Origin of the sequence: Streptosporangium sp. NPDC006930, from assembly GCF_040635605.1 — a bacterium.
In the GTDB taxonomy this organism is placed as follows: domain Bacteria; phylum Actinomycetota; class Actinomycetes; order Streptosporangiales; family Streptosporangiaceae; genus Streptosporangium.
This window is the reverse complement of sequence record NZ_JBEYID010000003.1, coordinates 23,248-42,893: the sequence shown is the minus strand read 5'-3', so window position 1 is coordinate 42,893 and position 19,646 is coordinate 23,248. Positions and strand designations below refer to the sequence as shown.

Genomic DNA, 19,646 nt, shown 5'->3' with positions numbered 1-19,646 from the left:
CGGGCCACGCGTCAACAAAGGCTTGATCGGCCCCGTCATCTTGTCTGCTGGAGATCTGAATGTTCGTGCCCCGCCTGCTGTCCGTTCCCGCGGAAACCCTCTGGAGCGTCGTGCCCGGTGCGATCAAGGTCGTACCCGGCGCGGTCAGAAACGCCCTGCCACGTTCGCGTGGGAGGCGTGTCTGTTCCGGAGGGCTCCATGTCGATCTGCGCGTGATCGGCGCTCCGGGGAGCGACTCCAAGGCCCGGCGGCTGGAGAACGCCCTGCTGAAGCTGGAGGGGGTCGAGCGAGCGGAGGTCAACGGTGTCCTCGGCTCCGTCTTCGTGGGGTGTGACAGGGGTCTGGTCGACCTGGAGAGGCTGATGGCGATCATCGACGCATTCGACGACGAGGGTGCGGGCGACGATCTGACCGACGACCTGACCGACGATCTGGAACTGGAAGAGGAAGCCGAGGAGGAAGAGGACACCGATTCCGACGAGACCTCGTCTCCGGCACTGAGGTTCGTCGCCTCCAGGCTGGCGGAGCACCATACCTCCAGGCTGGTGGAGCGGCACACCCGTGCCGGCATCCGGCTCGGCGCGAACCTGATCGGGGCGGGCGTGGCGTTCGCCGGGCAGGCGATGCGCGCCCCGTCGATCCCACCGATCTTTCCCGCCCTGCTGGGCCTGGCCGAGTCCACCCCGAGAGTCCGCCACGAGGTGGAGCGCCGCATCGGTGCTTCGGCCACCGTCAACCTGTTCGCGACGGCGAACATCATCACCCACACGCTGGCGCTGCGCCGGGTGGAGATGCTCGTCCAGTCGATCACCGCCGCCGGCCGCTACGCCGAGGCGCGCGACACGCGGCGGGCCTGGGAGGCGCGCCAGCACGAACTGGCGTCGAGAAAGGGCTCCTACCGCCACATCCGTACCGCGAGGAGACCTCGTCCCGCGCCCATGACCCACAGCCCGGTGGATCGGTTCGAGCGTGTCGGGAGCCCTGTGGCGGCCGGCGCCTCCGGGCTGACGTACCTTCTCGGCGACGGCCACGCGCGTGCCGTCGCCATGCTCACCGCGACGACGCCCAAGGCCGCGAAACTGGGCCGCGAGTTCTTCGCGGTCGCGATCGGGCGCGCCATGGCGAGACGCGGTGCGATCGTTCTCAACAATCGTGCCCTGCGCCGCATGGACGGCATCGACACGGTCATCCTCGACGCCGACGTGTTCGGCACCGGTTCGTGGGAGATCGACCGCATCATCCCCCTCGGTGACGCGGACTCCGCGAACGGCGAGGGTCTCGACGTGCTGCGTGCGCGGTTGCTCACCCTGATCGACGTCGACGACCCCGGCGCGCGGAGGGAGCGCGACACGTGGAAGGCCGAACCCCTCGCGGGTCCCGCCGGGCTCGTCACGGAGGATGCCAGGGACTGGGAGGTCCGGGGGATCCGGGCCGTTCGCGTGACGAGGAAGGGCGTTCCCGTCGCCCTGGTCGGCATGGCGCCGCAGGTCGACCCGCTCGCCGACGCGATCGTCGCCGCGGCCAGGGGTGCGTGCGCCGTGGCGCTCGCGGGAGGCGACGCCGAACTCGGCCTGCGGCTCGGCATCGACGAGATCGTGCCGGGCGGTTCCCGGCTCGCCCGGTCGGTCCGCGCCCTCCAGGCGGCGGGTCACGGGGTCGCCGTGGTGTCGGAGCGCCGCATGGCCGCGCTCGCCCAGGCCGACCTGGGTATCGGCGTGCTGCGCCGCTCGGGCCGGGTGCCCTGGGACGCGGACGTGATCGCCGATCTTGAAGAGGTTCACCTGCTCCTGAGCTGCCTGGGGCCCGCGAGGAGGACGAGCGAACGCTGTGTGTGGCTCACCACCGCGGGAACCGTGGCCGGAGGCGTGTTGACGACCCTCGGACCGGCGGAGAACTCCCAGAACAAGGCGCAGCTCGCGAGCAGTTGCACGTCACTGGCCGCCCTCGTCGCGGGCGGGTGGGCGGGCTGGCACGCCGGGCAGGAGACGCCGCCGGTCCTGATCGACACGACCCCCTGGCACGCGATGCCGGCCAAGGAGGTCCTGGCCCTGCTGGGCTCGTCGGCCGAAGGGATCAGCGAGGCCGAGGCCAGGCGGCGCAGGTCCGCCAAGGGGTCGGGAGAGCCCAAGGGCCCCGATTCGCTGCTCCACGTGTCCGCCGAGGAGCTGGCCAACCCGCTCACCCCCGTTCTGGCGGCCGGGGCGGGCCTGTCGGCCATGGTCGGATCGGTCTCCGACTCGGTGATGATCGGCACGGTCGTGCTCGCCAACGCTCTCATCGGAGGAAGCCAGCGATACAGGGCCGATCGGGCGCTGCACCGCCTGACCGAGGCGGTGGCGATTCCCGTACGGCTGCGCCGCCCCCAGGATCAGGCGAACGCGACCGCCAAGGACCTCGCACCGGGCAAGCGTGCGAGATCGGCTCCACCTTCCGATCCCGGCCCTCACGAGAAGGCGAGCGCCGCTCACCCCCACAAGCAGGTGAACGCGACCATCGAGGACCTCGTACCCGGCGATGTGATCGAGCTGCGCGCGGGTGACACCGTGCCGGCCGACTGCCGCGTGCTCAAGGCGCTGGGCCTGGAGATCGACGAGGCCCCCCTGACCGGCGAGTCGCAGCTCGTCACCAAGTCGCCGAAGCCCGTCAACGCGCCCGCCGTCGCCGACCGGACCTCGATGGTCTATGAGGGGACGACGGTGGCGGCCGGCAGCGGGCTCGCCGTGGTGGTCGCGGCGGGCGAGTCGACCGAGGCGGCGAGGACCGCCAGGCTCGCCGCGGAGCAGCCTCCGGCCTCGGGTGTGCGGCTGCGGCTGCGGGAGCTGAGCCGGCGGGTCCTTCCTGTCGCGGTCGGATCCGGCGTCGTCCTGCTCGCCGCCGACCTGTTGCGCGGCAGCCCCGCGGCGCAGGCGCTCGCGCCGGCGGTGAGTCTCGCCGTCGCCGCCGTACCCGAGGGGTTGCCGTTCGTCGCCTCGGTCGCGGAGCTCGCCTCCGCGCGGCGGCTGTCGACCCGCAAGACCCTGGTGCCCAATCCCTCCACGATCGAGGCACTCGGCCGGGTGAACGTCCTGTGTTTCGACAAGACGGGAACCCTCACCGAGGGGCGCATCAGCCTGCGGTGCGTCTCCGACGTGCAGGACGAGCGCACCGTGGAGGACCTGACGCCCGAGCTGAGGTACGTCGTGACCGCGGGGGTGCGCGCCTGCCCCAAGCACGGCGAGGGGCGTTCCGTCCCGCATCCCACCGACCGTGCCGTGCTCAAGGGGGCCGAGCAGTTGGGCGTGACCGAGAAGGGGACCGGGAGCTGGGAGCGGATCGACGAGCTCCCCTTCGAGCCGGGGCGCGGCTACCACGCCGTACTCGGCAAGGGCGGCTCCGGCCCGCTGCTGAGCGTCAAGGGCGCTCCCGAGGTCGTGGTCACCCGGTGCACGTCCATTCTTCGCGACGGCCAGGTGGTCCCCCTCGCGGACCATCTCGTGGCGGAGATCGAAAAAGAGCTCGACCAGCTCGCCCGGCAGGGCTACCGGGTGCTCGCGGTCGCGGAGCGCCCCGCCTCCAACCGCCGCGATCTCGACGAGTCCCGCATCCAGGAGCTGTGCTTCCTCGGGTTCCTCGGCCTCGCCGACCCCGTGCGGCCCACGGCCGCCGAGAGCGTCGGCCGCCTCACCAGGGCGGGCGTACACGTCATCATGATCACAGGCGATCATCCGAGCACGGCCGAGGCGATCGGCGTCGAGCTGAACGTGCTGAACGGCGGGCAGGTGATGACGGGGCCCGAGCTGGACGAGATGGACGACGACGCCCTGGTGGGGGCGCTGCCGGAGGTGACGGTCTTCGCCAGGACCACTCCGGCGCACAAGGCGCGGATCGTCGGCTGCCTGCGCCGGACCGGCAAGGTGGTCGCGGTCACCGGCGACGGCGCCAACGACGCCCCCGCGATCCGGGTCGCGGACGTGGGAATCGCCCTCGGCTCCCGTGCCACCCCGGCGGCGCGGGCGGCGGCCGACATCGTCGTGACCGACGACCGCATCGAGACGATCGTCGACGCGATCATCGAGGGCAGGGCGATGTGGAGTTCGGTCCGCGACGCCCTCAGCATCCTGCTCGGCGGCAACATCGGCGAGATCGTCTTCGCGGTCGGGTCCAGCCTGATCAGCGGCGGGAACGTGCTGAACGCCCGGCAGCTGCTGCTGGTCAACCTGCTCACCGACATGCTGCCCGCGATGGCGGTGGCCTCCAGACCTCCGACGGCCACCAGCCCGGAGAAGCTGCTCGACGAGGGGCCCGAGGCCTCGCTGGGGGCCTCTTTGACCCGCGACATCTACCTGCGTGCCGCCACCACGGCGAGCGCGGCGGGTCTGGCCTGGTCGATCGGCAGGGTGACCGGTACGCACGGGCGGGCGAACTCCATGGGGCTGGTCGCGCTCGTGGCGTCGCAGCTGCTGCAGACCCTGGCGATGGGCAGCCGGGATCGCATGGTCGTTCTCGCCTCGCTGCTCTCCCTCGGCGTCCTGGGTGCGGCGGTCTCGGTCCCGTGGCTCTGCCGGTTCTTCGACTGCCGCTACCTGGGGCCCGTGGGGTGGACCGTCGCCCTGGGGAGCGCCGCCGCCACGACCGCGGCCGGGGTGGCCTTCCAGGCGTCGAGGCGGGGGTTGTCACCGAACGTTCACCAAACGGTAACCTCATGACTGGTGACTTGTACTCCTTTGGTATGAATTATCGCATTAAGACCCCTTTCTCCCTGTGAGGTTGCTATGTACGGATTCATCTCCACCGTAATCGCGAAGGCCGCCGTCATGCTGATCGAGGCCCTGCTCACGCGCATCATCCAGTCGCTCGTCGTCTCGCTGGCCAGGACCGGCAACCTCCAGGTCGCCTGACCCACCCCTGACGGCACGCCTCGGGATCCCGCTCAGCGGGCTCGTGAGGTGATGAGCCGGGCGACCTTGAAATGCTCGGCCGAGCGAAGCACCCGCTCGGCCTTGACCGGGTCGGCGACCGGCGCCTTGTTCAGCAGGCCGCGAGCGGCCTTCAGCTTCAGCAGTCGCCGGACGGACTGATCGAGCCGCGCCTCGGAGATCTTTCCGGACGCCACGGCGGCGAGCAGTGCCCGACGGGCCTCGCGGTAGTCCGGCGGCATGAGCAGCAGGTCCACCCCTGCCTGGATCGCCCGTACCGCGACCTCCCCGTCGCGATACTTCTTGCGCACCCCCGCCATGTCCAGTGCGTCGGTCGAGACGACCCCGTCGAAGCCGAGCTTCTCGCGGAGCAGCCCGGTCAGGATCGGCTTGGAGAGGGTGGCGGGGTCCCCCGAGGGATCGAGCTTCGGCATCACGACGTGCGCGCTCATGATCGCGTCGACGTCCTTACCGATCGCCGCAGCGAACGGCGGAGCGTCCAGCCTGTCCCACTGGGACCGGGAGTGCTTGATCACCGGCAGGCCGGTGTGGCTGTCGACGCCGGTGTCGCCGTGACCGGGAAAGTGCTTCGCCGTCGCCCCGATTCCCGCGTCGTGGAAGCCCTGCACGGCGGCGGCGACCATCGGCGCCACCTTCTTCGGGTCGGAGCCGTACGCGCGCGGGCCGATCACCGGGTTGCGCGGGTTGAGGTTGACGTCGGCGACGGGCGCGAAGTCGAGGTTCACGCCCAGGGCGCGCAGTTCGGTGCCCGTCACCCTGGCGGCCCGGCGTGCCAGCGAGACGTCGCCGGTCGCGCCGATGACCGAGGCCCCGGGCAGGGGGGTCACCAGGGGGGCGAGACGGGAGACCTTGCCGTTCTCCTGGTCGGTGCCGATCAGGAGCGGGATCTCGGGAGACGCCTTCTGCAGCCCGTTGGTCAGCGCCACGACCTGCCGCACATTCTTCACGTTGCCCGCCCAGGGAAAGAGGATCACCCCGCCGGGGCGATAGCGGGCGACCATCTTCGCCGGGGTGTCCACGCCGAACCTCGCCTGGTTCTCCCCCGACGCCGTGTCGGCCGACGGCCCGTACAGCACGGGCATGAACAGCTGGCCGACCTTCTCCTCCACACTCATCGAGGCGAGCACGCCCTCCACGCCCGGCGCCTCCGCCGTCGCGGAGGCCGCGGGGGGAGCGGAGGGATCTGGGGTACCTGGGGTCTCAGGGGTCACAGCGGCCCCGGGGGTCACAGCGGTCGTGCCGGTGGGTGCCGCCGCGTCGGCGTTCGCGGAGGTCTCGCCCGCCCGCGTGGCACCGGAGGTGGGTGGAGCGGCCGTCCCCGCCTCGGCACATCCCGCCATCATCGTCGCGATCACTGCGATACCCGTCACACGTGTCCACCGAGCCATGCCGCTTACGCTATCCGGGCTCGCGCACCGCTGCCTCCGCATCCCCTCGGTCACCACCGGTCACACGCCCCTCACCTGCCGGGTCCCCGCCGCGCGTTCCATCCCGTACTCCACCATCCGTGAAGGGGATCCGCCCACGTCAGAGGCCGAGATCGGCGAGGCCGGGCAGGTGCGAGCGCGCCTCGGCGCGCGCCTCCCCCGCAGAGGAGGCGGCCCGCGCCGCGACGGCGGCGAGGTGGCACTGTTGCCGCGTGTGGCGCGCCAGCGCGGCCCGTACGGCGGGCAGCGCGGGGGCGGACATCGACAGCGAGGTGACCCCGAGCCCGACGAAGACGCAGGCGAGGGTGGGATCGGCCGCGGCCTCACCGCAGACCCCGCACGGCCTCCCGCGCTCGGCGGCGCCCGCCGCGGCCAGGGCGACCAGGTCGAGCAGCGCGGGCTGCCAGGCCTCCTGGAGCCCGGCCAGCGCGCCCAGCTGCCGATCGGCGGCGAGGGCGTACTGGGCGAGGTCATTGGTGCCGATGGAGAAGAAACCGGCACGGACCGCCAGGTCGGCGGCGCGCAGGGCCGCCGACGGGATCTCGATCATCACACCCGCCGACGGCAGCCCCGCCGCGTCGCAGGCGTCGGCGAACCAGGCGGCCTCCTCGGCGGTGGCCACCATCGGCGCCATCACCTGGAGCCTCGCCGACGAGCGTGAGGCCGCCGCGGCCAGCGCGGCGAGCTGGGTGTCCATGATCTCCGGGTGCGTCCTGAACAGCCGCACCCCACGCTCCCCCAGCGCCGGGTTGGGCTCGTGCGCTCCCGGCGGCAGGAAGGCGAGGGGCTTGTCGGCTCCCGCGTCGAGGGTCCGCACGACCACCCTGCCGCCGGGGAAGGCGTCCAGCACCTCCCGGTAGGCGGCCTCCTGCTCCTGCTCGGAGGGCGCCTCGGCCCGGTCGAGAAAGAGGAACTCGGTCCGGTAGAGCCCGACCCCCTCGGCCCCGTGTTCCAGCGCGGCGGCCACGTCGCGCGGCCCGCCGACGTTGGCGAGCAGCGGCACGGCGTGCCCGTCGGCGGTCCTGCCCGGCCCCTTGGCGGACGCCTGTCCCGCCTTACGCGCGGCGGCGGCCTCGCGCGCCCGGAGAACCTCGTCGTCGGAGGGCGCGGGCCGTACGAGGCCCGAGGCCCCGTCGACCAGCACCGGCGTCCCCGGAACGATCGAGGTCACCCCCTGGCAGGCCACCACGGCCGGCACCCCCAGGGCGCGGGCGAGGATCGCGGTGTGGCCGGTGGGCCCGCCCTGCTCGGTGACGAAGGCCGCCACCACGCCGGGAGACAGCAGCGCCGTGTCGGCGGGCGCCAGGTCACGGGCGACGAGGACGTACGGCTGCCCGGTGCCGGTGGGCACGCCGGGCATCGACCTGCCTTCGATCACCGCGACGGCACGGTCCCTGATGTCGTCCAGGTCCGCGACGCGCGCGCCGAGGTATCCCCCGGCCGCGGCGAGCAGGTCGCGGTAGTGGCCGAACGCCTCGTAGACCGCGCGGGCCGCGGAGGTGCCCGCCTCGACCAGCCTCGCCACCCCGTCGGCCAGGCCGGGGTCACGAGCCATCATGGCCTGCGCCTCCAGGATCTCCCTCGCCTCGCCTCCGACGCGGATCCCCCGCTCCTCCAGGTCGGCGGCGACCCGCTCCAGCGCCCGCCCCGCCCTGGCCAGCTCCGCCTCCGCGTCCCCGCCGTGCCGGGAGTCAGGGGCGGGGACGGTCGCCTCGTACGCGAGCACGTGGGCGGGGCCGACACCGACCCCGGGGCTGACACCCACCCCGGTGAGTGTGCTCACGGCGCCGACGCGATGTCGGCCAGCCGGTCGACGAGCTCGTCGGCTCCCTCACCCTCCGCCCTGATCACCACGGTGTCACCCTCCCTGACGTCGAGCGAGAGGACCCCCAGGATGCTCTTCGCGTTCACCGGCTCGCCGCCCCCCTTGGCGACGGTGACGTCCAGGGACGCCTTGGCGGCCGTCTGGACGAACGTCGCGGCGGGTCTGGCGTGCAGGCCGACCTCCGACTTGACGATGACTTGGCGCTCGGCCACGTGTTCCTCCCGAGAGTCCTCCCGCGGTCTAGACCACGAGATCGTTGGGCGACAGAGGCCAGGCGACCCCCGTCAGGTCGGTGACCACGAGATCGGCCCCGGCCAGCTCAGTGCCCGCGTGCGTGGTCGCTATGCCCACGCACGCCATGCCCGCCGCCTTCGCCGCCGTGATCCCGGCAATGGAATCCTCAAACGCCACACAGTGTGCCGGATCGACCGACAGGCGTGCGGCGGCGAGGAGGAACCCCTCGGGGTCGGGCTTGCCCACGGTCACGTCGTGGGCGGACACGATCGTCTCCAGCAGGTCGCGGACGCCGACCTGCGCGAGCCGTTCCTCCGCCCAGTCACGGTCGGCGGAGGTGACGACCGCGACCGGCGAACCGTGCGCCGATACCCTGCGGACCAGCTCGGCGGCGCCCGGCACCGGCACGATGTCGGGCAGACCTGGATGATCCTGGAAGGAGAAGACCTCCTCGATCAGGTCGTCGATCCGCTTGCCGGGAAAGAGATGGGCACGCTCCGTCAGGACGTCGCGCCCACGCCGTCCCATGAATCCGCGCAGCACGATCTCGTCGTGGACCACCCCGTGGCTGTCGAGCAGCATCGACCACATGGCCATGCTCCGCCGCTCGGTGTTGATCAGCGTCCCGTCGAGATCGAAGAGCGCCGCCTTCACGGGCGGTCTCGCTGTCGTCGCCACTTCTCGTCCCCACTCTCGGCTCCGCGGCCGGTGTCGCACGGCCGGTGTCTCGTGGTCGCTTCCGCGAGCGCTCAGACCGGATCGTCCCACTCGAAAAGGTCGTCCCCGGCGTCGACGACCCCCGTGGCGAGGCCGGTGACGGCGTTCGCGGCGGCGTCGAGCGCCACGACCGGGCAGATCGGGCAGCGCCCGCCCGCCTCGATCCCGGCCGGATCCCACGCCACCACCGGCTGCCCCGCGCTCACCCGGTCACCCTCGGCGGCCAGTATCTCGAAGCCCTCGCCCCTGAGTTCGACCGTGTCGATGCCGAGGTGGACGAGGACCCCTCGGCCGTCGTCGCCGACGACCACGAACGCGTGCGGGTGCAGCTTGACGATGGTGCCCGCGATGGGAGAGAGCACCCTGCCGGGCGCCCTGTCCGGCTCGATCGCCACACCGGGCCCGACCAGCCCCTCGGAGAAGACCGGGTCGGGCACCGAGCCGAGCCTCACGGCCACCCCTGCGACCGGTGCCAGAACTGTGGTCACCGTCCCCCCCTCGGCCTGCCGCCACCCGCGAGGGCGGCCCGTCCGTGCCCCTGCCGCCCCTGCCGCCCCTGTCGCCCGTGCCGTTTGGGCACACCTCCGCCGTGAGAGCGTCCGCCCCTGCCCCGATCGGCCCATGCCCATGCCCATGCCCACGTCGGTCGTGTTCAGCCGATGATGTCCTCGATGTCGCTGGCGATCGTGTCGGCCTCGGGGCCCACCACCACCTGGACGACGTTGCCCGCCGCCATCACACCGTGCGCGCCGGCCGCCCGCAGGGCGGCCTGGTCGACCCTGGAGGCGTCGCGCACCTCGGTGCGAAGCCGGGTGATGCACGGTTCGATCTCGATGATGTTGTCCGCCCCACCGAGTCCAGCGATGATCGCGTCGGCGTCGGCCGCCATGTCGCCCTCCAGATGTGATCACCCTGTCCCCAAGGCTATGACCAGGCTAAAGGACATGTCACGATCAGTCGGTCTGGGTCACCTTGTTGAGACCTCGGGGAGAGTCGGGGTCGATCCCCAGCCTGCGCGCGAGCGCCTCGGTGAGCAGCTGACCTGGGACGATGAGGCCCAGCGGTGCGACCCACTCGGGAAGGTCGGGGCCGTTCAGCGCGGCGGTGGCGACCGAGGAGAGCGCATCGCCGCCGCCGACCGTGTACGCCGAGGCCCCCGCGCCGGTCACCCTCTCCGCGAGCGTCACGGTGCCCGCCAGGGTCGGGCCCTCGCCCGCCGCGACCAGGATGGCCGGGGTGTCGGAGTCGACCACGGCGATCGGGCCGTGCAGCAGGTCGGCGTACGACAGGCCCATCGCGTGCAGGTAGCAGGCCTCCTTGAGCTTGAGCGCCACCTCCAGTGCGGTGGAGAAGGCCAGACCCCGGCCGGAGACCACGACGCCCGGCTTGTCGGCCAGGCCCTCGACGATCGCCTCCAGGTCGCCCGGGTCGCCGATCAGCTTCTCGACCGCGTCCGGCACCCGCCGCAGGTCGGCGGCGTCAACGTCCGCGCCGAGCCCGAGGGCGAGCACGGCGAGCGCGGCGAGCGCGGTGGTGTAGGTCTTGGTGGCGGGAACGGCCTTCTCCTCACCCGCGACCGTGCACAGGGCGAGGTCGGCGGCCTGCGCGAGGGGAGTCCGCTCGCCGCCGTTGGTGATGGCGACGGTCTTGGCGCCGCAGTCCTTCGCCCAGGCGAGGGTCTCGACGATCTCCTCGGTCCTGCCCGACTGTGAGAGGGCGACGGCCAGCACACCGTCGAGGTCCAGCCTGCGCCGGTAGGTCGTGGCGATCGAGGGAGCGGCGAGCGTGGAGAGCCTGCCCGTGTGCGTCTCGGCGAGATAGCGGCCGTAGACCGCGGCGTTGTCGGAGGTGCCGCGGGCGATGAACAGCAGCTGGCGGGTCTGCCCGGCGAGCCGCTCCACCTCCCCGACCCTGGGGAGAAGTGCGTCGAGCGTGGCTCGCAGCGCGGCGGGCTGCTCGGCGATCTCGCTGCGCATCTTGGTCGTCATCTCGCGCTCATCCTTCGGTTCGGACGGACGAGACCGGGCCGTTACCGATCCGTCTCCGGTCCGTACGTTGACACCCTTTTCCGGCCTGTGGTCTAGTCCGGACTAGACCAGTACGAACCATAACTCATGAGGTATCTCAGATCGAGAGGGGAGGGTCCTGTGGCCCGGATCGATCCGGACAGCCCGGTGCCCAAATACTTCCAGCTCCGGGAGATCCTGCTCGATCTCATCGAGAACAACGAGCTGGCGATCGGCACGGCGATCCCGTCGGAACGCGAGCTCTGCCAGCGCTTCGGACTGTCCCGCATGACCGTGCGGCAGGCCGTGGACCACCTCGTCTCCGAGGGCAGGCTGCAGCGGGTGGCGGGCAAGGGCACCTTCGTGGCCCGCCCCAAGATCGAGATGTCCCTGCGGCTCACCTCCTTCAGCGACGAGATGCGCGCCAGGGGCATGGAACCCGGCTCCCGCGACCTGGACCGGCGGGTGGTCAGGGCGAGCGCGCACCTGGCGAGAGAACTCGGCATCCAGCCGGGCGACGAGGTTCACTTCATCGAACGGCTGCGGACCGCGGCCGACGAGCCCATGTGCATCGAGCGGGCCCACATCCCCGTCTCCCTCGCGCCCGACCTCGACACCCACGATCTGACGGGCCGCTCTCTCTACGCCCTTCTGGAGACCCGCTACGGCCTGGTCCTCGACGCCGGAGAGCTCACCATCGACGGCGGCATCGCCGATCCCGGTGACGCCGACCTGCTGAAACTGCCGCGAGGCGGGGCCGTGCTGCTACTCCAGCGGCGCTCCTTCGCGGGAGGCGTCTGCGCGGAACTCGGGGTGTCCACCTATCGCGCCGACCGCTACCAGCTCCGTACGATCCTGGAGATACCGACCCGCCGTACCTGACCCCCCCGACCACATCCGAGACCCGCCACCGACCTCGACTTCCCGCGCACGTCCCGTCCACCGCCGACCTCGCCTCCCGACCTCGCCCCCCGACCCCGTCCCATCCGCCGTGCCCGCACCGCCACCGTCACACCCCGCCCACCGCCCCCTCGCCGCCCTCCTCCCTTCCAGCCTCTGGAGGAAAGCCCGATGAGCCCTCTCTCGGCGGACGCGGGCCCGCCCGCCGCCCACCCGCGCGGGTCCACAGCGATGAGCGTGCTCCAGCGCCTGGGACGGTCCCTGATGCTGCCGATCGCGGTCCTGCCGGCCGCGGGTCTGCTGTTCAGGCTCGGGCAGGACGACCTCCTCGGCCGGACCGACAGCGCGCCGCTCGACGACGTGGCCCGTGTCGTCGGCACCGCGGGCGGCGCCCTGTTCGACAACCTGCCCATCCTGTTCGCGATCGGCGTCGCCATCGGGTTCGCCCGCAAGGCCGACGGCTCCACCGCCCTGGCGGCACTCGTCGGCTACCTGGTCTTCCACGCCGTGAGCATGAACATGTTCTTCATCCTCTTCGACGCCGATCTGAGGGGGCCCATCACCACGGAGGTGTTCGACAGGGGCAACCCCGGCGTCCCCGACACGGTGCTGAACCTCGGCGCGCAGAACCCGACCCGGGTGCTCGGGGGGATCGTCATGGGGCTGGTCTCGGCCCTGCTCTGGCAGCGCTACTACCGCACCAAGCTGCCGACCTGGCTCGCCTTCTTCGGCGGGCGTCGCCTGGTGCCGATCCTCACCGCCTTCGCCGGGCTCGTGATCGGCGTGCTCTTCGGCTTCGTCTGGCCGTTGCTGGGCGGCTGGGTCCGCGCCTCGGGGGCCTGGCTCGCCTCCAACAGCGAGCTCGGCGCCGGGATCTACGGCATGATCAACCGCGCCCTGCTCCCCCTCGGCATGCACCACATCGTCAACAACGTGATCTGGACCCAGGTCCCCGAGTGCGTGGTCGACGGCAAGAAGCTCGCCGGGGACCTGATCTGCTTCAACAACGGCGCCGTCGGCTACGGCGGTTTCGAGGCCGGCTTCTATCCGGTCCTCATGTTCGGCCTGCCCGCCGCCGCGATCGCCATCTGGCGGGCCGCGCCGCCGCACCGCCGCACCGCGGTCGGCTCGATCATGATCTCCGCGGCGCTCACCGCGTTCCTCACCGGGATCACCGAGCCGATCGAGTTCGCCTTCATCTTCGTGGCGCCGGTCCTGTTCATGATCCACATCGTGCTGACCGGCATCTCCATGGCCGTCGCCTCCGCCCTGGGCGCCAAGCTCGCCTTCAGCTTCTCCTCCGGCCTGATCGACCTCGGCCTGTACGGGACCGCACCCAACGCCCGGGGGATACCGATCATCATCGTGATGGGGCTGTTCTACGCGGTGATCTACTACACCGTGTTCAGCTTCCTGATCAGAAGACTGAACATCATGACCCCCGGCCGCGAGCCCGAACCCGACGTCGACTCCGGGGAGTCCTCCGCACCGGTACGGGAAGGCGCGGACGGTGGCCGGGCAGCAGAGAACGCGGACACCGGCCGGATACGGGGAGACACGGACACCGGCCGGGCGCGAAGCCGGGCGGACGACGATCAGGCACGGGGAAACGCGGACACCGACCGGGCTCGGAGAGACACGAACACCGACCGGGCTCAGGGAGACACGAAGAGCGGACCGCCCCTCTCCTGAGAGGTGCGCCGAGTGATTTTCGGCCGTCCGTCTGCGATCACGGCTCTGGCCACAACCCGCCTCATCACGGGAGGTGACCGCTCCAACCTGAGGCGACCTTCTCCGCCCAACAGGACGAAGCGACCGCGATTTCCGGGAAGTTGGCGGGCCACGTATCTGGACAGCGGGCCGGAAACTCCCTGATGTGTTAATTTCTCCGCCCCCGGACCAGCAAATCGGAGCCCTCATGTCGCCCCCACGACGCCCGGCAGCACTCCCCAGAATCGCCCCCTCCCCCGCCGCGGAACCGCCCTACGACGACGACCGCCCCACCGGGAACACCCCGGCCATACCGCCGTACGTGCAGGGCACCCTCGCTCTCGCCCTCGATCCCCGAGAGCCTGGCTCCTCGGCCAGGAAACCGCTGGTCTGGGGCCCGCCCGGCGCGGTCCCCGACGAGCGGAGGCTGCGGGCCCTCGCGCAGGCCGTCGCCGAGATCCTGTCCGGCAGGCGTCCCCCGGCGAGCGTCTCCTGTCACCTGACCGGCAGGGTCCAGGCCGAGCTGACCAGGAGCGGGAAGGTCATCCACAGTGCGCGCCCACCCCAGGTCGGCAGGGTCCACGTCTCCCAGCCGGAGGACGGGATCGTGGAGATGTGCGTCGTGGTCGACTGCGGCGACCGCTCGCGCGTCCTGGCGTTGAGGCTGGAACGCAGGGGCGTGCGCTGGCTGTGCACCGAGTTCGAGACGGCCCCCGACCGCGTCCCGCGCCGAGGGCCCGCGACGCCCAGGCCCACCGCCGCATCCGCCGCTCGTCCCCGGAGGCCGTGAAGCCGGTGACACCCTGACCGGCCCGCTCGCAACAGAGCCCGCCACGCGCGTCGCTCGTTCCAGGAAATCGTGGCCGGCCGCTCCCGCGCGGAGCCCGTCACACCCGTGACCGCTCGTTGTCGGAGTCCGTGCAGCCCGCCGCCCCCGGCCCGTGGCGCTCCGCCCGGGAGCGGAGGAGATCCGGACACGCCGGAGGGCCCGCACCGTGCTGGTGCGGGCCCTCCGGCGACGGTCAGACCTCGACGTTCTTGGGGTCTCCGTGGCAGCGCTTGTACTTCTTGCCGGAGCCGCAGGGGCACGGGGCGTTGCGCTCCACGTTGCCGTACGCGTCGCGCTGTGCCTTGGTGCTGACCCGGGTGTGCTCCACCTCGCCGCTCTCGCCGGGAGCCGTGTACTCCAGCTCGGCGGGACGCTGCGGGCCGCGCAGGCCACGGGCGATGATCGAGCGGGTCTCCGCGAGCGCGGCGTCCTCGGAGTGGTCGTGCTCCTCGACGATCGGGTTGCTCTGGACCTCGACCTCAAGGTTGAACAGGTAGCCGACCGACTCCTCCTTGATGCCCTCAAGCATCTGGGTGAACATCTCGAAGCCCTCGCGCTGATACTCGATCAGCGGGTCGCGCTGGGCCATCGCCCGCAGGCCGATGCCCTCCTGGAGATAGTCCATCTCGTAGAGGTGCTCGCGCCACTTGCGGTCGAGGACCGACAGGATGACGCGGCGCTCCAGCACCCGCATCGCCTCCGGGTCCATGGCCTGGGCGTTGATCTCCTCTTCGCGACGGTCGTAGGCGGCCATCGCGTCGGCCTTGATCCGCTCGTCGAGGAACTGGGCGGTCAGCTCCTCGCGTCCCCCGGCCTCCTCGACGAGCTGCTCGGCGGTGATGCTGATGGGGTACAGCTGGCCGAGGGCCTTCCACAGCTTGTCGAGGTCCCACTCCTCGGCGAAGCCCTCGGCGGTGGCGCCCGCGATGTACTCGTCGATCACGTCGTTGACGAAGCCGCGGATCTGCTCGTGCAGGTCCGCGCCCTCCAGCACCCGGTGACGCTCGGCGTAGATCACCTTGCGCTGCCGGTTCATGACCTCGTCGTACTTCAGAACGTTCTTGCGGATCTCGAAGTTCTGCTGCTCGACCTGGTGCTGGGCGGAGGCGATGGCCTTGGAGACGATGCCGGACTCGATCGGGACGTCGTCGGGGATGTTGAGACGCGTCATGATCATCTCGACCCTCGCCGAGTTGAACAGGCGCATGAGGTCGTCTTCGAGCGAGAGGTAGAAGCGCGACTCGCCCGGGTCGCCCTGACGGCCGGAACGACCGCGGAGCTGGTTGTCGATGCGCCGCGACTCGTGCCGCTCGGTGCCCAGGACGTAGAGGCCACCGAGCTCGGTGACCTCGTCGTGCTCGGCCTGCACGGCCGCCTTGGCCTTCTCCAGCGCCTCGCCCCAGGCCTTGTCGTACTCCTCCGGGGTCTCGACCGGGTCGAGGCCGCGGCTGCGCAGCTCCAGGTCGGCGCGGAAGTCGGGGTTGCCGCCGAGCATGATGTCGGTGCCTCGACCGGCCATGTTGGTCGCCACGGTGACGGCGTGCTTGCGGCCCGCCTCGGCGATGATCGCCGCCTCACGGGCGTGGTTCTTGGCGTTGAGGACCTCGTGCTTGACGCCCTTGCGCTTGAGCTCCTTGGCCAGGCGCTCGGACTTGGCGACGCTCGTGGTGCCGACCAGGACCGGCTGGCCCCGCTCGTAGCGCTCCTTGATGTCCTCGACGCTGGCCAGGAACTTGGCGTCCTCGGTCTTGTAGACCACGTCGGCCTGGTCCTTACGGATCATCGGCCGGTTCGTCGGGATCGGGACGACACCGAGCTTGTAGGTCTGGTGGAACTCGTTGGCCTCGGTCGCCGCGGTGCCGGTCATGCCGGAGAGGGTCTCGTAGAGGCGGAAGTAGTTTTGCAGCGTGATCGTGGCGAGAGTCTGGTTCTCGTCCTTGATCTTGACGCCTTCCTTCGCCTCGATGGCCTGGTGCATGCCCTCGTTGTAGCGGCGTCCGTGCAGGACTCGACCGGTGAACTCGTCGACGATCAGGACCTCGCCGTCGACGACGATGTAGTCCTTGTCCTTCTTGTAGAGCTCCTTGGCCTTCAACGCGTTGTTGAGGAAGCCGACCAGGTGGGTGTGCTCGGGCTTGTAGAGGTTTTCGATGCCGAGCCAGTCCTCGACCTTCTCCACGCCGGACTCGAAGATGCCGACCGTGCGCTTCTTCTCGTCGACGGCGTAGTCGCCGGTGTTCTCCTCGCCGTCCTTGCCCTCGGTGCCCCTGCGAAGCCGGGGGACGATCTTGGCGAACTCGGCGTACCACTTGCCGGACTGCTCGCCGGGACCGGAGATGATCAGCGGCGTCCTGGCCTCGTCGATGAGGATGGAGTCGACCTCGTCGACGACGGCGAAGTGGTGGCCGCGCTGGACGCACTCCTCGAGCGACCACGCCATGTTGTCGCGCAGGTAGTCGAAGCCGAACTCGTTGTTCGTTCCGTACGTGATGTCGGCGTTGTACTGCTTGCGACGCTCGTCGGCCGGCATGTTGGCCAGGATCACGCCGACTTCGAGACCGAGGAAGCGGTGGATACGGCCCATCTCGTCGCCGTCACGCTTGGCCAGGTAGTCGTTGACCGTGATGACGTGGACGCCCTTGCCCGAGATGGCGTTGAGGTAGGTGGGCAGCGTACAGGTGAGGGTCTTGCCCTCACCGGTGCGCATCTCCGAGATGTTGCCCATGTGCAGGTTGGCCCCGCCCATGATCTGCACGTCGAAGTGACGCTTGCCCAGAACCCGCCTGGACGCCTCACGAACCGTGGCGAACGCCTCGGGAAGCAGATCGTCGAGGGATTCACCCTCGGCGTAACGCTGCTTGTAGTCGTCGGTGAGCGCGCGCAATTCGGCGTCGGTCAAGCTCGTGAAGTCGTCTTCGATGGAGTTGACCTGGTCGGCGATCCGCTTGAGCTTACGCAGAAGCTTGCCTTCGCCGGCGCGAAGAATTCTATCGAGAAAGGCTGGCACTTTAGGTAAAGCTCCTCGCAGGTCTTCCGCGGCCGGACCGGCCCGGCTGAGGACGAGACATGGTTCTCCGCTGCCATCGTAGGCGGTTCCGCCACCAGACACAGCCACCCTCAAAGACGCTCTTGTGGCCCTGGGAGTTCCTTGCCCGCTTCTTTGAGAGAGTACGACCAGCTTCATAGGGTATGCCGTTCTTTGTCGCGTCCGCGAGGGATTCGCGCGGGCGCGTCGCCATGCCTGGTCACTGCCTGGGAGGAGGAGTCGTGATGACGGACGACACGCGTCCGGCGAGTGGCGGGACCCACGAGGGTCAGGGGGGCGACGGCGGTCCCGCGCTCCACAAGGGCTCGGGGGGCCACGGTGGAAGGGCGTCGTCCTGGCTCGCGGTGACCGTGATCCTGCTGGGCTTCACCATCGCGGGGGTCGCCCTCTGCCTGGGCCCCAACTGGTTCGTCTTCTGGATGGGGGCGGCGGTCTGCGCCATGGGTGGCGTTCTCACCCTGGTCTTCCGCGTCTTCCAGGACATCGTCGTCGAGGCCCCCCGCAGGATGAGCGGGACCGGCCGGAGCGTCCTGGACTGACCACCCGGTGCGGCGGGGTACATCCCGGCTCACCCCTGCTCACTCCCGCCCCGGACACGGCGGGCTTCACCCCGACCCGTCCCGGACGCGGCGGGCTTCACCCCGACCCGTCCCGGACGCGGCGGGCTTCACCCCGACCCGTCCCGGACGCGGCCCCTGACACCGGCATGGCCGCCTCGTCGGTGTCAGGCGCTAGCCTCGGCCCACGACGTGTTGTCTCCCCCTGGGGCGGTCATGCAGCTCTCCCTTTCCTCCGACGAGGCCCGCCGTGTCATCCTGCGCGCCCAGGGGTTCCTGGGCGCCGAGTCCCGGCGAGGCGGCGCCCCCGCCACCCTGCGCCGCCTCGGCGCCGTCCAGCTCGACACGATCTCCGTGCTGGCCCGCTCCCACGAGCTGGTCGCGTACGCCCGCCTCGGCGCCGTCGGCAGGCAGGAGGTCGAGCGGGCCTACTGGGACGAGCCCGCGCGGGCCTTCGAATACTGGTGTCACGCCGCCTGCATCCTGCCGATCGGCGACTGGGCGCTGTACGCCTTCAGACGGAGATACTTCCGCGCGAGGAAGTTCCGCTGGCACGAGGTCCCCGACAGCGTCGACAAGGTGCTGAACCTGGTCCGTGAGAGCGGCCCGGTCACCACCGCCGACATCGGCGGCGCCAAGAAGGGCGGGCCGTGGTGGGACTGGTCGGACTCCAAGATCGCCATTGAGTGGCTGCTCGACACCGGCGAGGTCGTCTGCACGCGCAGGGTGGGCTGGCGCCGCGTCTACGACCTGGCGGAGCGCGCGGTCCCCGCGGACCTGCTGGCCGAGGAGTTGTCCGACGCCGAGTGCGTCACCCGTCTCGCCGGGATCGCCGGGGCCGCGCTCGGCGTGGCCACCCGCGCCGACCTCGTCGACTTCCTGCGGCTGAAGGCCCCCGAGGCACGGCTGCTCGACGCGTGCCTGCTCGACGGCTCCACCGGGCTGGTGCCCGTCCGGGTCGCCGGGTGGCCCGAGCGGTCCGCCGACGCCTGGGCCGACCCGGCCGCGCTGGAGACCGAGCCCAGGGGCCGTCACCGCACGACCCCGCTCTCCCCGTTCGACTCCCTGGTCTGGGATCGCGCCCGCACCGCCCGCGTGTTCGGCTTCAACCACCGCCTTGAGGCGTACGTGCCCAAGGAGAAGCGTGTCCACGGTTACTTCACGATGCCGGTCCTCGCCGGGGGCCGGCTGATCGGGCGGATCGACCCGGCCCGCGAGGGGTCCACGCTGGTGGCCCGTCAGGTGAGCCTCGAACCCGAGGTCACACCGGCCAGGGGCGCCGCCTCACTGGCCGGAGCGCTCTGGGAGGCCGCGAGCTGGGTCGGTTGCGAGGCCGTCCGGGTCGAGCGCGTCGATCCTCTCCTGGCCGGCCCCCTGCAGGACGCCCTGAAGGATGGCGCCCAGGACTGAGCACGGTGACCTCGCGGCCTGGCCCGCGAACGTGGCGCCCGGAGCCGGGCGCGGTGACCGCCGGGCGGT

Annotated in this window: 15 protein-coding genes; 7 read left to right on the top strand and 8 right to left on the bottom strand. The window is 71.0% G+C overall.

The annotated features are described in order from the left end of the window. The first annotated feature begins 59 nt into the window (after nucleotides 1-59). Together ABZ664_RS06670 and ABZ664_RS06665 are read left to right on the top strand one after the other, a co-directional pair. Nucleotides 60-4,685 carry an HAD-IC family P-type ATPase gene (locus tag ABZ664_RS06670; protein WP_362504042.1) on the top strand — a complete coding sequence of 1,542 codons (4,626 nt, stop codon included), beginning with the start codon at nucleotides 60-62 and terminating at the stop codon, nucleotides 4,683-4,685. Nucleotides 4,686-4,751: 66 nt separating this feature from the next. Beyond that, a complete protein-coding gene (locus tag ABZ664_RS06665) occupies nucleotides 4,752-4,877 on the top strand; it encodes a hypothetical protein (protein ID WP_362504039.1) in 126 nt (41 codons plus the stop codon). Nucleotides 4,878-4,909: 32 nt separating this feature from the next. On the opposite strand, the gene ABZ664_RS06660 is transcribed toward ABZ664_RS06665, so the two are convergent. The 7 genes from ABZ664_RS06660 to ABZ664_RS06630 all read right to left on the bottom strand — a co-directional run bounded on the left by ABZ664_RS06660 (nucleotide 4,910) and on the right by ABZ664_RS06630 (nucleotide 11,107). Beyond that, a complete protein-coding gene (locus tag ABZ664_RS06660) occupies nucleotides 4,910-6,286 on the bottom strand; it encodes a glycoside hydrolase family 3 protein (protein WP_362504036.1) in 1,377 nt (458 codons plus the stop codon). 157 nt (nucleotides 6,287-6,443) lie between these two features. Continuing rightward, a complete protein-coding gene (gene ptsP / locus ABZ664_RS06655) occupies nucleotides 6,444-8,126 on the bottom strand; it encodes a phosphoenolpyruvate--protein phosphotransferase (protein ID WP_362504033.1) in 1,683 nt (560 codons plus the stop codon). Next, nucleotides 8,123-8,380, bottom strand: coding sequence for an HPr family phosphocarrier protein (locus tag ABZ664_RS06650; RefSeq protein WP_350946511.1), 258 nt, complete (start codon nucleotides 8,378-8,380; stop codon nucleotides 8,123-8,125). Before ABZ664_RS06650 ends, ptsP begins: the two co-directional genes overlap by 4 nt. Before the next feature lie 28 nt (nucleotides 8,381-8,408). Next, on the bottom strand, nucleotides 8,409-9,080 hold the full coding sequence (locus ABZ664_RS06645) for an HAD family phosphatase (RefSeq protein WP_362504029.1): 672 nt from the start codon (nucleotides 9,078-9,080) through the stop codon (nucleotides 8,409-8,411). Nucleotides 9,081-9,151: 71 nt separating this feature from the next. Beyond that, on the bottom strand, nucleotides 9,152-9,607 hold the full coding sequence (locus ABZ664_RS06640) for a PTS glucose transporter subunit IIA (RefSeq protein WP_362504026.1): 456 nt from the start codon (nucleotides 9,605-9,607) through the stop codon (nucleotides 9,152-9,154). 164 nt (nucleotides 9,608-9,771) lie between these two features. Next, a complete protein-coding gene (locus ABZ664_RS06635) occupies nucleotides 9,772-10,008 on the bottom strand; it encodes a glucose PTS transporter subunit EIIB (protein ID WP_362504023.1) in 237 nt (78 codons plus the stop codon). A gap of 64 nt (nucleotides 10,009-10,072) precedes the next feature. Continuing rightward, nucleotides 10,073-11,107, bottom strand: coding sequence for an SIS domain-containing protein (locus ABZ664_RS06630; RefSeq protein ID WP_362504020.1), 1,035 nt, complete (start codon nucleotides 11,105-11,107; stop codon nucleotides 10,073-10,075). A gap of 159 nt (nucleotides 11,108-11,266) precedes the next feature. Between ABZ664_RS06630 and ABZ664_RS06625 the strand changes: the two genes are divergently transcribed. From ABZ664_RS06625 to ABZ664_RS06615, 3 genes are all read left to right on the top strand, one after another. Beyond that, nucleotides 11,267-12,007 (top strand): GntR family transcriptional regulator, encoded by a 741-nt coding sequence (locus ABZ664_RS06625; protein WP_362504017.1) that lies wholly within the window; start codon nucleotides 11,267-11,269, stop codon nucleotides 12,005-12,007. 189 nt (nucleotides 12,008-12,196) lie between these two features. Continuing rightward, complete coding sequence (locus tag ABZ664_RS06620) at nucleotides 12,197-13,717, top strand: PTS transporter subunit EIIC (protein WP_362504014.1); 1,521 nt, start codon at nucleotides 12,197-12,199, stop codon at nucleotides 13,715-13,717. Nucleotides 13,718-13,943: 226 nt separating this feature from the next. Continuing rightward, complete coding sequence (locus ABZ664_RS06615) at nucleotides 13,944-14,525, top strand: Rv3235 family protein (RefSeq protein ID WP_362504011.1); 582 nt, start codon at nucleotides 13,944-13,946, stop codon at nucleotides 14,523-14,525. 232 nt (nucleotides 14,526-14,757) lie between these two features. Here the strand turns inward: ABZ664_RS06615 and secA are convergent, their stop codons facing one another. Next, entirely contained in the window at nucleotides 14,758-17,571 is a 2,814-nt protein-coding gene (secA, locus tag ABZ664_RS06610; RefSeq protein ID WP_362504008.1) for a preprotein translocase subunit SecA, read from the bottom strand. Nucleotides 17,572-17,834: 263 nt separating this feature from the next. On the opposite strand from secA, the gene ABZ664_RS06605 reads away from it, so the two are divergent. Continuing rightward, nucleotides 17,835-18,149 (top strand): HGxxPAAW family protein, encoded by a 315-nt coding sequence (locus ABZ664_RS06605; RefSeq protein WP_362504005.1) that lies wholly within the window; start codon nucleotides 17,835-17,837, stop codon nucleotides 18,147-18,149. Between the two features lie 234 nt (nucleotides 18,150-18,383). Next, nucleotides 18,384-19,577, top strand: a complete 1,194-nt coding sequence (locus ABZ664_RS06600; RefSeq protein WP_362504002.1) for a crosslink repair DNA glycosylase YcaQ family protein — start codon at nucleotides 18,384-18,386, stop codon at nucleotides 19,575-19,577. Nucleotides 19,578-19,646 lie beyond the last annotated feature (69 nt).

Coding starts and splice junctions, on each gene's coding strand:
- ABZ664_RS06670 (WP_362504042.1), top strand. CDS start 60: ATGTTCGTGCCCCGCCTGCTGTCCGTTCCCGCGGAAACCCTCTGGAGC.
- ABZ664_RS06665 (WP_362504039.1), top strand. CDS start 4,752: ATGTACGGATTCATCTCCACCGTAATCGCGAAGGCCGCCGTCATGCTG.
- ABZ664_RS06635 (WP_362504023.1), bottom strand. CDS start 10,008: ATGGCGGCCGACGCCGACGCGATCATCGCTGGACTCGGTGGGGCGGAC.
- ABZ664_RS06630 (WP_362504020.1), bottom strand. CDS start 11,107: ATGACGACCAAGATGCGCAGCGAGATCGCCGAGCAGCCCGCCGCGCTG.
- ABZ664_RS06620 (WP_362504014.1), top strand. CDS start 12,197: ATGAGCCCTCTCTCGGCGGACGCGGGCCCGCCCGCCGCCCACCCGCGC.
- ABZ664_RS06615 (WP_362504011.1), top strand. CDS start 13,944: ATGTCGCCCCCACGACGCCCGGCAGCACTCCCCAGAATCGCCCCCTCC.
- ABZ664_RS06605 (WP_362504005.1), top strand. CDS start 17,835: ATGACGGACGACACGCGTCCGGCGAGTGGCGGGACCCACGAGGGTCAG.
- ABZ664_RS06600 (WP_362504002.1), top strand. CDS start 18,384: ATGCAGCTCTCCCTTTCCTCCGACGAGGCCCGCCGTGTCATCCTGCGC.